Consider the following 13,027-nt stretch of genomic DNA (forward strand, 5'->3'; position numbering starts at 1 on the left):
GGGGTCAAGAGTGTTGGGTACGAGAGAGGGCGGCATCACCGGCGCGGGTCGCCCCCTGCCAGACGGCCACCACCAGCACATTGAGCAGCATGGCCCAGACGCCGGCGTGCCAGCCCAGCGGCGAACTCCAGACGAAGTCCATCAGCAGGTAGGCCAGGCTGCCGACCAGGGCACCGGCCATCACGCTGGCGCGGCGCAGCCGCGGCATAAAGAGCGCGCCGATGACCATCGGGAAGAGCTGGACGATCAGTCCGTAGGCACCGAGCAGCAGCAATACCAGAGAGGCGGGATTGGCCAGGGCGAACAGGTAGGCGATCAGCGACAACCCCAACACGCTCCAGCGGGTGGCGCTGACCACGGTCTGCTCGCTGGCCCCTTTCATCAGAGTGGGGCCGGCCACGTCGCGCACCAGCACGATGGCCGCGGTATGCGCCAGGTTGGCGCCGGTGGACATGGCCGCGGCCAGGGCCCCCGAGAGCATCAGGCCGATCACCCAGGGCGAGAAGTCGGCCACCTCCATGACCATGCGCAGCAGCACGGTATCGGCGCGTTCCAGGGGGGTGTCGGCGAAGACCAGGATGCCGGCGAAGCCGATAAACAGCAGCGGCACCAGCAGGTAGGCATAGAGTGGATAGAAGACGCTGACCTTGCGCAGGGTCTTGCCGCTGTCGGCGGAGTAGAACTTCATGAACAGGTGCGGCCACATGGCGCCACCGAAGGCGCTGACCAGTACCGCGGTGCTGAAGTAGCCCCAGTTCATGCCGGTGGCCCCGGGCAGGGTCAGGTACTCCGGCGCCGCCTGCTGGATCTGGACGAACATCTCGCCGACGCCGCCATAGAGGCGCTCGGAGATGGATAGTCCCAGGAACCAGGCGATGGCGATCATCATGATGCCCTGCACCAGGTTGGTCCAGCCGATGCCGCTCAGGCCACTGCAGAACACGTAGGCGGCCACCACCAGGAAGGCCAGCAGGGCGCCCAGCCAGAAGGGCACCAGGCCATCGGTGGCGGCCTGGAAGAGCAGGCCGGCGCCGGCGATCTGGATGGTCAGGTAGGGCACCAGGGCCAGCACGCCGATCACTCCGGCGAGGAACCCCAGCGGCTTGCTGCGGTAGTGATCGGCGATCATGTCGCCCTGGGTCAGGTAGCCCCGTTCGCGGCCCAGGGCCGCCACCCGCGGCCCCAGGGACCAGATGGTGATCGGCACTAGCGACAGATAGGCGAGAATATAGAAGGCCGGCGCGCCGTGCTGATAGGCCCAGCCCGGGGCCCCCAGGAAGGCGAAGGCGGAGAAGATCTCGGCGCCGAGGATAAAGAACAGGATCACCACGCCCACGTGACGGCCGCCGGCCACATAGCCCTCCAGGCTGGAATTCTGCTGGCCGCGGGCGCGCAGCCCCACCCAGAGCACGCCGGCGAGATAGGTCAGGGTGATGCCGACGATGATCAGCGAATCAATCATGGCGGCGCCCTCCGTGACGGACCACGAAGGCCACCCACATGCCGGCGAAGAGCACCAGCATCCACAGGATGTACCAGAAGAACAGGAAGGGCAGGCCGAGCAGCATGGGCTCGATACGGTTGGCGATCAGCGCGCCTGGCCAGATCATCGCCAGGGTGCACAGGGTGAAGTGCAGCCCCACCAGCCAGTGATAGGTCTTGTTCATCGAGGGTCGTCCCGCTCGCCGTGGCGAGTCTTGTTATGGATTGTCCCTTGACTATGACGCAGGCCGAGAGATAGAAAAAATATCTATATTGGATACCACCCATGCCAATTGGATATGGGTTTCTCGAGGGGGCTCATGGAGTTTCGCCAATTGCACTACTTTGTCGCCGTGGTAGAGGCCGGCTCGGTCTCGGCGGCCGGCCGCCGAGTCCACGTGGCCCAGCCGGCGCTGACCCGGCAGATTCGCCTGCTGGAGGAGGACCTGGAGACACGGCTCTTCGAACGCCATGCCCGCGGCATGCGACTGACGGTGGCGGGCCAGGCGCTCTTCGAGGAAGCCCAGGCGCTGCTCGATCGGCGTACCCGGCTCAGGGCGCGACTCACGGCCCTGGGTCAGGGGCTGGAGGGCAAGGTCAGCCTGGGGGTGACGGTGACCCACCTCTGGATGCCGGAGGTGGCGGGACTGCTGCGGCGCTATCGGGATCGCTATCCGCGGGTCGCCTTCGAGGTCTTCCCGCTGCTCTCGGGACCGCAGCTGGAACGCCTCGGGGAGGGTCGCCTGGATGCCGGTATCCTCTACTTGGACGATGGCGACCACCCTGGGTTGGAGGCCCGGCGACTGGAGGAGGATCACCTGATCCTGGCGGTGCCGGAGGGCTCTTCCTGGGCCGAGGTGCCACCGACGCGCCTGAGCGATCTCGCCGAGGCGGACTTCGTGTGGGGCTTCCGCAGCGCCTCGCCGGTCTACTACGACCGCATGCAGGCCCACTTCCAGCGCCTCGACTTTCATCCCCGGGTGGTGCAGTACGGCGCCGACAATATCGCCATCCTCAGCATGGTGGCGGCGGGGCTGGGCATCGCCATCCTGCCCGCCGCCAGCCGCTGTCACCCCATGCCTGGCATCCGCTTCGTGGAGCTCCCCGAGTTACGCGCCTGCGAGATGCCGCTGTGGTTCGTCTGGCGCGCCGACAACGACGCCCCGGCCCTGCGCAACCTGGTGGAACTGGTGGCTCAGCGCGACTGAATCATCGCCTCGAGATCCCGGGCCAGCGGGTCGAGCACCTCGGGCCAGCTCAGGTAGGGGGTGGTGCCGTTGCCGTTGACCAGCACCGAGAAGACGCCCCAGCGGCCGCTGGCGGTGCGGAAGTAGCCGGCGGCGGCGCGCACCGCGAAGGGCTGATTGAGGGTCCCGGTCTTGAGCATCACATGGTGCTGGAAGGTGTCGCCGCCGCGGCGAATAAAGCGCATCACCCCGGTGGCCGGCGACTGCAGGCCGGCGACGAAGGCGGGAAAGAGTGCCGGCCGACGGTACATGTGCTCGAGCAGCACATTGACCCCGGCGGCCGTGGTGCGGTTGGTGGTGGTCAGGCCGCTGCCGCTGTCCAGGGTCAGGGGGCCGTGGTTGGGCAGTGCCTCGGCGAAGCCGGCCAGGGCGCCGCCGGCCGCCGGCAGGTCCTGGCTGCCCTCGGCGAGCCCCAGGGTCAGCACATCGGCCATGTAGTTATTGGAGTAGTGCATCACCCCCAGCAGCAGCTCCTGCAGGGAGCGCCCCTCCACCGCGCTCAGGGTAGCGACCTCGACCGGCGGGGGCTCCCGGGTCACCCGCGGCGCGCCGTCGACGGTGATGCCCGCCTGGGCCAGCAGGGCGCCCAGGGTCTGGGCGGTCTGCCAGGCGGGGTCGGCGCTGGCCCGATGCACGTTGCGGGGCGCGGCATCGGCGGCGATGCGCCCGCGCAGGATCAGTTGCTCGCTGCCCGCCTCCCCGGCCCGCTCGACGCTGAACTCGGTGCCGCCACCGGCGGCCACGGTGTCGATGCGATTATCCAGGGGCAGCAGGGGCTCGGCGGTATCACAGCTCAGCGCCCGGGCCGGCTCGCCCACCGCCCCCGGGCGAATCGACAGACACCAGCTGCCGTGATTGACCCCCGCCGCGGAGAGCTGCGCACTGTAGGCATTGGCGGCACGCCGGCGGGACTGGCAGCGGTCGGTGGTGACGCACGCCACGGGGCCGAAGCGCCACTGGCTGACGAGGAGATCGCCGCGGATCGCGGTGACGCCACGTTGACGCAGGCCCTGCACCAGCTTCCACAGGTCCTCGGCCACCAGGCCCGGGTCGCCGCTGCCCTCGAGGATCAGATCGCCGTCGAGCACGCCCTCTCGATCCACGCGGCCGGGCGTCACCAGGCGCGTCGTGAAGCGGTGCTGGGGGCCCCATTCGCTGAGTGCCGCCGCCGCGAGGTAGGCCTTGGAGACCGAGGCCGGCGATAGCTGGCGACGCGGCTCGATCGCCCCGAGCGACTCGCCGGGGGCGGCGCCATCGCCCAGCAGCCGTGCCTCGGCGCCCACGGCGAAGCCCCGCTCCACCAGGCCGGCCAGATGGGTAAAGCCGTCCGCCAGGGCCGGCAGGGGCAGCAACAGGGCACAAAACAGCACGAGAGAACGCAACATGGGGAATTCCGAGGGGCTCGACGTAGGGAAGGGCTCAGTGGGGCGACATCTGCGAGAAGGCCTGGATCACCACCACCCCGGCGACGATCAGCAGGATCCCCAGGATGGCGGGCAGGTCGGGCTTCTGGCCGTAGACCAGCATGGCCACCAGGGTGACCAGGACGATGCCCAGGCCGGCCCAGAAGGCATAGGCGATGCCCACCGGCAGGGTGCGCAGCACCAGGGTCAGCAGATAGAAGGCGGTGGCATAGCCGCCCATCACGATCAGGCTCGGCCCCAGGCGAGTGAACTCCTGGGACGACTTGAGGGCGCTGGTGGCGGCCACTTCGGCGATGATCGCCAGGGCCAGGTAGAGGTAGGCCATGAAATGCTCCTTGTCACGGCGGTGCCCGGATCGGCGAGCCATTCTAGCCGGCTTGGGCGGCGGCGTCAGGGGCGGGGCATCAGGTCGGGAGCATGCGGCAGCCGGGCCACCAGCCGCCACAGGGCCTGGCCGCTCAGGTGGTACTTGCGCTCGAAGGGCGTCAGATAGGCCTCCCCCTCGGGCCGGTAGGCCTCGACCTCGGCGGTGATGCCGGTGGCCTGGGTCAGGGCCAGGGCAAACTCCTCCACGTAGAGCCGCCAGTTGGAGCGCAATTCCAGGCGCCCCCCCAGCCCCAGCAGGGCCGGCAGCACCGGATGCCCCTGCCAGCGCAGCTTGAGGTGGGCCGCCTTGGGATAGGGGTTGGGGTAGAGCAGGTAGTGGCGCTCGGGGCGCCAGCCCGCGTCCAGGGCCAGGCGCCAGAAATCCACCAGGTCGGCGCGCACCAGCCGGGCATTGGCGGGAAGCTCGCCATGCTCCCGGGTCAGCCGGCTCTCGCTGCGGTCGACGCCGATCAGTGCATGGTCGGGGAAGCGTCGCGCCAGCTCGCGGGTGGAGAGCCCCACGCCGCAGCCCGAGTCGAGGATCAGCGGCTTGTGCTGGTCGGCGAGCCAGGCCTGGGCCGCGGCGAAGGCGGCCCGGGTATGCTCGGCCACCGGCTTGCGCAGCGGGTGCGTCAGGGCCCGCGCCACCCGGCGTGCCAGGTCGTCGTGGGGACCCGTCTGATTGGAGAGGATCACGCGGGAGTTGGCATCCATGACAGCAGGCCAGAGCAAGAGTGAACGCCTATTCTAGCAATGCGGGCCGATAAAAAAATGGCGCATCCGCAGGAAGGGACGCGCCAACACCAACTCGTATGACTCAAACAGCCGTTTCATGATAGCCCGAAGAAGAGGAGGGTTCAAACATTCGTTTCAACCTTTTTCCGGTGCCGGCCCATGAGCCCCGCATGACGGGGGCGAAGCCGGGGTGCTATCATCCGGCTCCTACTCGAATATGACTCCACGATCAATCAGCACAACGAGGAATCCGGCTTGTCACACTTACCGGTGATCGTCGGCATGGGGGGCGTCAATGCCGCCGGCAGAACCTCGGGGCATCAGGCCTATCGCCGCTCCATCCTCGAGGCCCTGCCCGAATCCGCCCAAGCCGAGACGCTGCTCGGCCTGGCCGCCCTGATGCGCCTGGCCGGCGCCGCCGATGGCCAGTGGCACGACGCGGGCGACCAGCCCCTCGCCGCCGCCGAGGTCGTCGAGCGGTACCGTCAGCGCATTCTCGACCACACCCTGATCCGGCGCATCGAGGATCCCCGCTTCGGCGCCGACGGCCTTCCCGCCAATCGCCAGGCGCGTCTCGATATCGAGGCGCCGCTGGTGTTTCGGCTGCGCCGCCGTCAGCTTCCCGAGGCACTTCCGGAGACCTGGCAGGTGCGCGAGCTCGACCGTCGCCAGGTGGAGGTCACCGTCCCCGCCGGCCATCTCGATGTGCTGCTGCCGGAACGCCGCGCCGCCCAGGTACGGGCCGCCGGCCAGTTGCCCAGCGGCTTCGAGCCGGAGCGTCTCTACCGCAGCGTGCACCACCCCCGGGGCCTCTCCATGGCGGTGTTCGGCGCCTCCGACTGCCTGGGCGACAGCGGCCTGGCCTGGGAAGAACTGCGCGACCGCCTCGACCCGGATGCCATCGCCGTCTATGCCGGCAACTCCATCGGCCAACTGGATGACGCCGGCTGGGGCGGCCTGCTGAAGAGCTTCGTCTCCGGCAATCGCGCCACCTCCAAGCAGATGCCCCTGGGTTACGGGCAGATGCCCGCCGACTTCCTCAATGCCTATGTGCTGGGCAGCGTGGGGGCCACCGGCGCCATCCAGGGCGCCTGCGCCAGCTTCCTCTACAACCTGCGCCTGGGGGTGGAGGACATCCGCAGCGGTCGCCGCCGGGTGGTGATGGTGGGCACCTCGGACGCGCCCATCACCCCGGAGATCATCGAGGGCTTCCGCGCCATGGGCGCCCTGGCCGACGACGACAGCCTCAAGGCCCTGGACGCCCTGGAGCTGCTCACCGACGAGGATTACCAGCGCGCCTGCCGCCCCTTCGCCCGCAACTGCGGCTTCACCATCGCCGAGGCCAGCCAGTTCGTGCTGCTGATGGATGACGCCCTGGCCCTGGAGGTGGGGGCGCGGATCCTCGGCTCCGTGCCCGGCGTCTTCGCCAATGCCGACGGCTGGAAGCGCTCCATCTCGGCCCCCGGCATCGGCAACTACATCACCCTGGGCAAGGCCGCCGCCCTGGCCCGGGAGATCCTCGGCGAGGAGGGGCTGCGCCATCGCACCTTCCTGCATGCCCATGGCACCAGCACGCCGAAGAACCGGATCACCGAGTCGCATGTCTTCGATCGCATCGCCGACGCCTACGGCATCGAGGCCTGGCCGGTGGTGGCGGTGAAGGCCTTCGTGGGGCACTCCCAGGGCAGCGCCGCCGGCGACCAGATCGCCAGCGCCCTGGGCAGCTTCGCCCATGGCCTGCTGCCGGGCATCCCCACCCTGGACGCGGTGGCCGACGACGTGCACGCCGAGCGCCTGACCTTCTCGCGCACGCCCCGGGCCTTCGACGCCGACGCCAGCCTGATCAACGCCAAGGGCTTCGGCGGCAACAACGCCACCGGCCTGGTGCTCTCGCCGCGGGTCACCGAGCGGCTGCTGGAGCAGCGCCACGGCGCCGCCGCCATGGCCGCCTGGCGCGCCAAGCGCGACGCCACCCAAGCCACCGCCGAGGCCTACTGGGCGCAGGCCGACCAGGGCCAGTTCCGGGTTCAGTACCGCTTCGGCGAAGGGGTGCTGGAGGGACCGGAGCTGGAGATCGACGACCAGGAGCTGCGCATCCCCGGTTATGCCCAGCCGGTCTCCCTGGCCGTGGACAACCCCTTCGGCCGCCTCGACGACTGACGGCAGGCGCCGCCTCGGCCGGGCCAAGTGCCGGGGACGAGGCGGCGCCCCCGGCGATAACATTGTCGCCGCGGGGCGCCTTCGCTACCCTGAGGCCCGCCCCCGATGATCGGTACAGGACACCGCCCATGAACACCGTGGTCTATCCCGGCACCTTCGACCCCATCACCAATGGCCATACCGACCTGATCGAGCGCGCCGCGCGCATGTTCGACCGGGTGATCGTGGCCATCGCCGCCAGTCCCGGCAAGCGCCCGACCCTCGACCTGGATGCCCGGGTCGCCCTGGCCCGCGAGGTGGTCGCCGACATCACTAACGTCGAGGTGATGGGCTTCTCGGGGCTGCTCACCGAATTTCTCGAGACCCAGCAGGCCCGCATCATCCTGCGCGGCCTGCGCGCCGTCTCGGACTTCGAGTACGAGCTGCAGCTGGCCAACATGAATCGCGCCCAGGCGCCGGACGTGGAGAGCCTCTTCCTGACCCCCGAGGTGCAGAACTCCTATATCTCCTCGACCATCGTGCGGGAGATCGCCAACCTGGGCGGCGACGTCTCCAAGCTGGTCCACCCCAGGGTCGTCGAGGCCTTGAAAGCGCATTACAATACCTGAGTTAGCCGCTCGGAAAAGCGGCTCAGGCAATTCTCTGAGGTAGCCCCATGGCCTTGATGATCACCGACGAGTGCATCAACTGCGACGTCTGCGAACCCGAATGCCCCAATGGCGCCATCTCGCCGGGGGAAGAAATCTACGTGATCGACCCGGCGCTGTGCACCGAGTGCGTCGGCCACTTCGACGAGCCCCAGTGCCAGCAGGTCTGTCCGGTGGACTGCATCCCCCTGGATCCCCAACGCGAGGAGACCCGGGAGCAGCTGATGGAGAAGTATCAGCGCATCACCGCGGCCTGACGCCAGCCCGTCTCACGACGACGCCGGTGCCCTCGAGGGAGGGCACCGGCGTTCGTTTTTGCGCCGAGCCGCTATAACTCGTCGGCGCGTGGCTAATCTGAGGACAGGGCTCGCAAAGACGCTGTAAATCCTTCCCTGGAAGCTCGGCTTTATCGTCCATGATAAAGACGCTTTGCTCTGCCCTGCCCCCAGCGCCCCTTAGCCACTCCCACGGCGATAGCCCTAGGTACCAGCGGCGTCATTTTACGGTGAAGGCTATAACTCGTCGGCGCGGCGGCTGACGCTGCACCCCAGGCAGCGCCGGAAGGTGGCCTCCGCCGGGGTCTTGATCAGGGTCTCCGCCGCCGCCTCCACGTTCCCTCCCAGGGCGCTGAAGGGCAGCGAGACCAGGAAGAGCGCCGTGCCTCCCAGGGTCGCCGCGGCCAGCAGCGGGCGCCCGATCAGCGCATCCGCGATCATCGCACCGCCGCTGGGTTGCGCCGCCAGGCGCTGCTCCATGACGCCCTCCCGGGCCCCCGCGGCGCCGCTGACCAGCGCCAGGGCGACACCCAAGGCGATTACCCCTCGCTTGATTCCTCGCATCGCTATTCTCCCCTTGATGATGATCCTGACGCGGCGCGATTTGTGCTGGCCCCATGCCGGGGCTATCCTGCCCGCCCGTCGCTACCTCTCAGGAAAGTCTAGTGCCCATCGCCCCACACCGCCGCATCTGGCTGCTGGCCTGGCCGATCATTCTGTCGAATATCACCGTGCCCCTGCTGGGCCTGGTGGATACCGCCGTGGTGGGGCACCTGCCCGACTCCCGCTACCTGGCCGGGGTGACCCTGGGGGCCACCCTGTTCGGCTTCCTCTACTGGGGCTTCGGCTTCCTGCGCATGGGCACCACCGGCCTGACCGCCCAGGCCCTGGGGCGCGGCGACGATAGCCAGGTGCGCACCCTGCTGGGCCAGTCCCTGGTGCTGGCGGTGGCCATTGGCGTGGCGTTGATCCTCTTCTCGCGACCGCTGATCGAGCTGGGCCTGTGGCTGCTGGATGGCAGCGAGGCGGCCACCGGGCTGGCCCGGGAGTATGCCCGGATCCGCATCGTCTCGGCCCCGGCGGTGCTGGCCAACTACGCCATCCTGGGCTGGTTTCTGGGCCAGCAGAACTCCCGGGTCACGCTGATGATCCTGGTGCTGACCAACACCATCAATATTCTCCTCGACCTGTGGTTCGTGATCGGCCTGGGCATGACCAGCAAGGGCGTGGCCCTGGCCTCGGCCATCGCCGACTACAGTGCCCTGGCCTTCGGCCTGTGGCTGGTCGGGCGCCAGTTGCGCGGCCTGGGCGGACGGCTCGATCGCCAGGCACTGCGCCACCCCGCCGCCTATGGCGAACTGATCCGGGTCAATGGTCACCTCTTCGTGCGCACCCTGGGGATACTCTTCGCCATGGCCTTCTTCACCGCCCAGGGCGCCAGCCAGGGCGATACCATCCTCGCCGCCAATGCGGTGCTGCTGCAGTTCATCATGCTGACCAGCTACGGCCTGGACGGCTTCGCCCATGCCGCCGAGGCCCTGACCGGGCGCGCCGTGGGCCGCGGGCGCTGGGACGAGTTCCGCGCCGCCGTGGCCGGCGCCACCCGCTTCTCGCTGGTGACCGCGGCCCTGGCCAGCCTGGCCTTCTGGCTGGGCGGCCCGACGCTGATCGCCCTGCTCACCGACCTGCCGGAGGTACGCGCCAACGCGACCCACTACCTGCCCTGGGTGATCCTGATGCCGCTGCTGGCGGTATGGAGCTACCTGCTGGATGGGGTCTTTATCGGCGCTACCGCCAGCCGCGAGATGCGCAACAGCATCTTCGTCGCCCTGGCCGTCTACCTGCCCGGCTGGTGGTTGACCCAGGGGCTCGGCAACCACGGCCTGTGGCTCGCCTTTACGCTCTTCACCCTGGTGCGCTCGGCGACCCTCGGTGCCTATTACCTGCATTACCGGCGCCACCGCTGGCGAGACGCGCCGATTCGTCCCCAGGACAGCCCAAGCTAGCCTTAGGTCGATAGCGTGCCGTGGGATGTTTCGGGTATGTTGCGATAGTCCATATCACAACAAGCGAATATGCCATGCTCAAGTTCCTGTCACGGCCGGCGGTGAAGCTGGTCGAACGCTACCTCCCCGACCCCTATGTCTTCGTCCTGCTGCTGACCCTGGTGGCCGCCGCCGCGGCCATCGCCGTGGAGCGCCAAACGCCGCTGGCGGTGATGCGCATGTGGGGCGACGGCTTCTGGAACCTGCTGACCTTCTCCATGCAGATGCTGCTGGTGCTGGTGACCGGGTTCATGCTGGCCAATACCCCGCCGGTGAAGCGCCTGCTGCAACGCCTGGCGGCCAAGGCCGGCAATGCCGCGGGCGCCATCGTCCTGGTGACCCTGGTCTCGCTGGCCGCCAGCTGGATCAACTGGGGCTTCGGCCTGGTGGTCGGGGCGCTGTTCGCCAAGGAGCTGGCCCGCCAGATCCGCGTCGATTACCGGCTGCTGATCGCCAGTGCCTACTCCGGCTTCGTGGTCTGGCACGGCGGCCTGGCCGGCTCCATCCCCCTGACCATCGCCACCGAGGGGCACTTCACCGTCGACCGCATCGGCGTGGTGGGTACCTCCGAGACCATCTTCGCCTGGTTCAACCTGGCCATCGTGGCGGCGCTCTTCGTCGTCGTGCCCCTGGTCAACCGGCTGATGCTCCCCGACGACGAGGAGAGCGTCTATGTCGATCCGGCCCTGCTGGAGGAACCCGATCAGGAGGGCATGACGCGCCATCGTCCGGCGGATCGCCTGGAGAACAGCCGCAGCCTGGCCTGGCTGGTGGGTATCCCCGGCCTGCTCTTCCTGGTCGATCACTTCCTGCTGCGCGGCGGCGGCCTCAACCTCAATATCGTCAACTTCCTGTTCCTGTTCCTGGCCATCGTTCTCCACCGCACCCCGCGCAACCTGCTGATCAGCCTGCAGGAGGCGGTCAAGGGCGGCGCCGGCATCGTGATCCAGTTCCCCTTCTATGCCGGCATCATGGCGATCATGGTGCAGTCGGGGCTGGCCCAGAGCCTCTCCGAGGGCTTCGTGGCCTTCGCCAGCGCCCAGACCCTGCCCTTCTGGTCCTTCCTCAGCGCCGGGGTGGTCAACCTCTTCGTGCCCTCCGGGGGCGGCCAGTGGGCGGTCCAGGCCCCGGTGATGCTGCCCGCCGCCGAGGCCCTGGGGGCGGATATCTCCCGGGTGGCCATGGCGGTGGCCTGGGGCGACGCCTGGACCAACCTGCTGCAGCCCTTCTGGGCGCTGCCGGTACTGGCCATCGCCGGCCTCAAGGCCAAGGACATCATGGGCTTCTGCCTGGTGCAGCTGCTGGTCACCGGGGTCATCATTAGCCTGCTGCTGACCTATCTATGATCTGCTGTGCCAGAAGTGGCGCCGACATGCCTGTCGGCGCCACCCCTTATGCAGTCGCCGCGGGAAGCGGGTATCCTCATGGGCACGCTTATTGCCTCTGGAGCTTCCCGTGACCGACGATATGCCCCGCCAGCACGAGCTGGCCATGACCGTGCTGATGACCCCCGATATGGCCAATTTCAGCGGCAAGGTGCATGGTGGCGCCATTCTCAAGAAGCTCGACGAGGTGGCCTATGCCTGCGCCAGCCGCTATTCCGGCAGCTATGTGGTGACCCTCTCGGTGGACCAGGTGCTGTTCAAGCAGCCCATCCATGTGGGCGAGCTGGTGACCTTCCTGGCCTCGGTGAACCACGTGGGGCGCTCCTCCATGGAGGTGGGCGTCAAGGTGGTGGCGGAGAATATCCGCGACAAGGTGATCCGCCACACCAACAGCTGCTACCTGACCATGGTGGCGGTGGACGAGGCGGGTGCCCCGGTGGAGGTGCCGCCCCTCAACCTGGAAACCCCGATGCAGAAGCTGCGTTTCGAGAAGGCGGCGCTGCGCAAGAAGCTGCGCAAGCAGGCCGAGGAAGAGGCGCGGCGCACCCACGAGAACCACTATGCGGAGCAGCACTACGGCGCCGAGACTCACTGAGCCCTGCCCTCCCCTGCCATCGAAAAGCGGCGCCCTGTAAGGCGCCGCTTTTTTAGTGGTTCATCGCACTCTGGCGTGAATACCATTGCGGGACCTCGGTTAAAGCCAGTTCCTGTCTTGGCACAAGGTCGCCGGGGTGGTAGGAGCCTGCTTCAGCAGGCGATGGGGAAGCAGATGTAAATCGGCCGAGCCGGCCAACATCGCCGAGACGTCGGACCGCGGCTAAAGCCATCTCCCACAACAGCAAGCTGGAGGTCTGCCATGCCGTGGCTTCACGCTGATCTGCGAAAAACCCTTTTAGTTAGCCGCAGAAGAGGTCGGTGATCCGCTCATCTTCGTCCAGGCGAATATTCAGCCGGTCGTGGAGGTACTCCAGGGTATGGGCCTGGCCGGGGCGCATCACTCGCACCTGGCGGGCCCCGCTGGTGGTGGCGAGCTCCTGATGCAATGCCTCGCCGTAGGCCTGGCCCAGCCGTGACTGGACCCGCTCGGCGCCGCAGGCATCCTCGCCACCGCCCGGGTGGCCGGCATCGCCCTGGCCGACCCGGGGCGGACGAGGGGCCGGCTCGTTGGCCGGGGGCGGCGCCCCCATCGTACAGGCCGCCAGCGCCAGGGGCAGCAGCAGGGTCAGGGAAGACTTGAACATGGGGACTCCTTGTCGAACGG

General features: G+C 68.3%; 14 protein-coding genes. 7 read left to right on the forward strand and 7 right to left on the reverse strand.

The features are described from left to right. Positions 1-4 precede the first annotated feature (4 nt). Complete coding sequence (locus NFU04_RS02585; RefSeq protein WP_251307973.1) at positions 5-1,462, reverse strand: sodium:solute symporter family protein; 1,458 nt, start codon at positions 1,460-1,462, stop codon at positions 5-7. Further along, the gene (locus tag NFU04_RS02590) at positions 1,455-1,667 is read right to left on the reverse strand and encodes a hypothetical protein (protein WP_251307974.1); all 213 of its coding nucleotides are present in this window, start codon (positions 1,665-1,667) and stop codon (positions 1,455-1,457) included. Before NFU04_RS02590 ends, NFU04_RS02585 begins: the two co-directional genes overlap by 8 nt. Positions 1,668-1,802: 135 nt before the next feature. On the opposite strand from NFU04_RS02590, the gene NFU04_RS02595 reads away from it, so the two are divergent. Next, positions 1,803-2,690 (forward strand): LysR family transcriptional regulator, encoded by an 888-nt coding sequence (locus NFU04_RS02595; protein WP_251307975.1) that lies wholly within the window; start codon positions 1,803-1,805, stop codon positions 2,688-2,690. Here the strand turns inward: NFU04_RS02595 and dacB are convergent. From dacB to trmB, 3 genes are all read right to left on the reverse strand, one after another. Continuing rightward, positions 2,678-4,114, reverse strand: coding sequence for a D-alanyl-D-alanine carboxypeptidase/D-alanyl-D-alanine endopeptidase (dacB, locus tag NFU04_RS02600; RefSeq protein ID WP_251307976.1), 1,437 nt, complete (start codon positions 4,112-4,114; stop codon positions 2,678-2,680). The genes NFU04_RS02595 and dacB overlap by 13 nt on opposite strands. Positions 4,115-4,148: 34 nt before the next feature. Beyond that, positions 4,149-4,478, reverse strand: a complete 330-nt coding sequence (locus NFU04_RS02605; protein ID WP_251307977.1) for a DMT family transporter — start codon at positions 4,476-4,478, stop codon at positions 4,149-4,151. A 65-nt stretch (positions 4,479-4,543) separates the two neighbouring features. Then, the gene (trmB, locus tag NFU04_RS02610; protein ID WP_251307978.1) at positions 4,544-5,233 is read right to left on the reverse strand and encodes a tRNA (guanine(46)-N(7))-methyltransferase TrmB; all 690 of its coding nucleotides are present in this window, start codon (positions 5,231-5,233) and stop codon (positions 4,544-4,546) included. Positions 5,234-5,536: 303 nt separating this feature from the next. On the opposite strand from trmB, the gene NFU04_RS02615 reads away from it, so the two are divergent. From NFU04_RS02615 to NFU04_RS02625, 3 genes are all read left to right on the forward strand, one after another. Next, entirely contained in the window at positions 5,537-7,414 is a 1,878-nt protein-coding gene (locus NFU04_RS02615; protein WP_285835106.1) for a beta-ketoacyl synthase, read from the forward strand. Between the two features lie 128 nt (positions 7,415-7,542). Next, the gene (gene coaD, locus NFU04_RS02620; protein ID WP_251307980.1) at positions 7,543-8,022 is read left to right on the forward strand and encodes a pantetheine-phosphate adenylyltransferase; all 480 of its coding nucleotides are present in this window, start codon (positions 7,543-7,545) and stop codon (positions 8,020-8,022) included. Positions 8,023-8,069: 47 nt separating this feature from the next. Beyond that, positions 8,070-8,318, forward strand: coding sequence for a YfhL family 4Fe-4S dicluster ferredoxin (locus tag NFU04_RS02625; RefSeq protein WP_146802976.1), 249 nt, complete (start codon positions 8,070-8,072; stop codon positions 8,316-8,318). A 255-nt stretch (positions 8,319-8,573) separates the two neighbouring features. Here the strand turns inward: NFU04_RS02625 and NFU04_RS02630 are convergent, their stop codons facing one another. Continuing rightward, positions 8,574-8,900: a hypothetical protein gene (locus tag NFU04_RS02630; protein WP_251307981.1), complete on the reverse strand. Its 327-nt coding sequence runs from the start codon at positions 8,898-8,900 to the stop codon at positions 8,574-8,576. A 101-nt stretch (positions 8,901-9,001) separates the two neighbouring features. Between NFU04_RS02630 and NFU04_RS02635 the strand changes: the two genes are divergently transcribed. The 3 genes from NFU04_RS02635 to NFU04_RS02645 all read left to right on the forward strand — a co-directional run bounded on the left by NFU04_RS02635 (position 9,002) and on the right by NFU04_RS02645 (position 12,361). Further along, positions 9,002-10,342, forward strand: coding sequence for an MATE family efflux transporter (locus tag NFU04_RS02635; RefSeq protein WP_251307982.1), 1,341 nt, complete (start codon positions 9,002-9,004; stop codon positions 10,340-10,342). A 74-nt stretch (positions 10,343-10,416) separates the two neighbouring features. Next, positions 10,417-11,727 (forward strand): short-chain fatty acid transporter, encoded by a 1,311-nt coding sequence (locus NFU04_RS02640; protein ID WP_251307983.1) that lies wholly within the window; start codon positions 10,417-10,419, stop codon positions 11,725-11,727. Positions 11,728-11,848: 121 nt separating this feature from the next. Beyond that, positions 11,849-12,361: an acyl-CoA thioesterase gene (locus NFU04_RS02645; RefSeq protein ID WP_146803026.1), complete on the forward strand. Its 513-nt coding sequence runs from the start codon at positions 11,849-11,851 to the stop codon at positions 12,359-12,361. A gap of 301 nt (positions 12,362-12,662) precedes the next feature. On the opposite strand, the gene NFU04_RS02650 is transcribed toward NFU04_RS02645, so the two are convergent. Next, a complete protein-coding gene (locus tag NFU04_RS02650) occupies positions 12,663-13,007 on the reverse strand; it encodes an I78 family peptidase inhibitor (protein ID WP_251307984.1) in 345 nt (114 codons plus the stop codon). Positions 13,008-13,027 lie beyond the last annotated feature (20 nt).

The organism is Halomonas sp. NCCP-2165 (genome assembly GCF_023708045.1).
GTDB classification, from domain to species: Bacteria; Pseudomonadota; Gammaproteobacteria; order Pseudomonadales; family Halomonadaceae; genus Bisbaumannia; species Bisbaumannia pacifica.

What these genes read in the sequence shown, in the direction of transcription:
- trmB (WP_251307978.1), bottom strand. Translation starts at nt 5,233, where the DNA reads ATGGATGCCAACTCCCGCGTGATCCTCTCCAATCAGACGGGTCCCCAC.
- NFU04_RS02590 (WP_251307974.1), bottom strand. Translation starts at nt 1,667, where the DNA reads ATGAACAAGACCTATCACTGGCTGGTGGGGCTGCACTTCACCCTGTGC.
- NFU04_RS02640 (WP_251307983.1), top strand. Translation starts at nt 10,417, where the DNA reads ATGCTCAAGTTCCTGTCACGGCCGGCGGTGAAGCTGGTCGAACGCTAC.
- coaD (WP_251307980.1), top strand. Translation starts at nt 7,543, where the DNA reads ATGAACACCGTGGTCTATCCCGGCACCTTCGACCCCATCACCAATGGC.
- NFU04_RS02605 (WP_251307977.1), bottom strand. Translation starts at nt 4,478, where the DNA reads ATGGCCTACCTCTACCTGGCCCTGGCGATCATCGCCGAAGTGGCCGCC.
- NFU04_RS02650 (WP_251307984.1), bottom strand. Translation starts at nt 13,007, where the DNA reads ATGTTCAAGTCTTCCCTGACCCTGCTGCTGCCCCTGGCGCTGGCGGCC.
- NFU04_RS02615 (WP_285835106.1), top strand. Translation starts at nt 5,537, where the DNA reads ATGGGGGGCGTCAATGCCGCCGGCAGAACCTCGGGGCATCAGGCCTAT.
- NFU04_RS02645 (WP_146803026.1), top strand. Translation starts at nt 11,849, where the DNA reads ATGCCCCGCCAGCACGAGCTGGCCATGACCGTGCTGATGACCCCCGAT.
- NFU04_RS02625 (WP_146802976.1), top strand. Translation starts at nt 8,070, where the DNA reads ATGGCCTTGATGATCACCGACGAGTGCATCAACTGCGACGTCTGCGAA.
- NFU04_RS02585 (WP_251307973.1), bottom strand. Translation starts at nt 1,462, where the DNA reads ATGATTGATTCGCTGATCATCGTCGGCATCACCCTGACCTATCTCGCC.
- dacB (WP_251307976.1), bottom strand. Translation starts at nt 4,114, where the DNA reads ATGTTGCGTTCTCTCGTGCTGTTTTGTGCCCTGTTGCTGCCCCTGCCG.
- NFU04_RS02630 (WP_251307981.1), bottom strand. Translation starts at nt 8,900, where the DNA reads ATGCGAGGAATCAAGCGAGGGGTAATCGCCTTGGGTGTCGCCCTGGCG.
- NFU04_RS02595 (WP_251307975.1), top strand. Translation starts at nt 1,803, where the DNA reads ATGGAGTTTCGCCAATTGCACTACTTTGTCGCCGTGGTAGAGGCCGGC.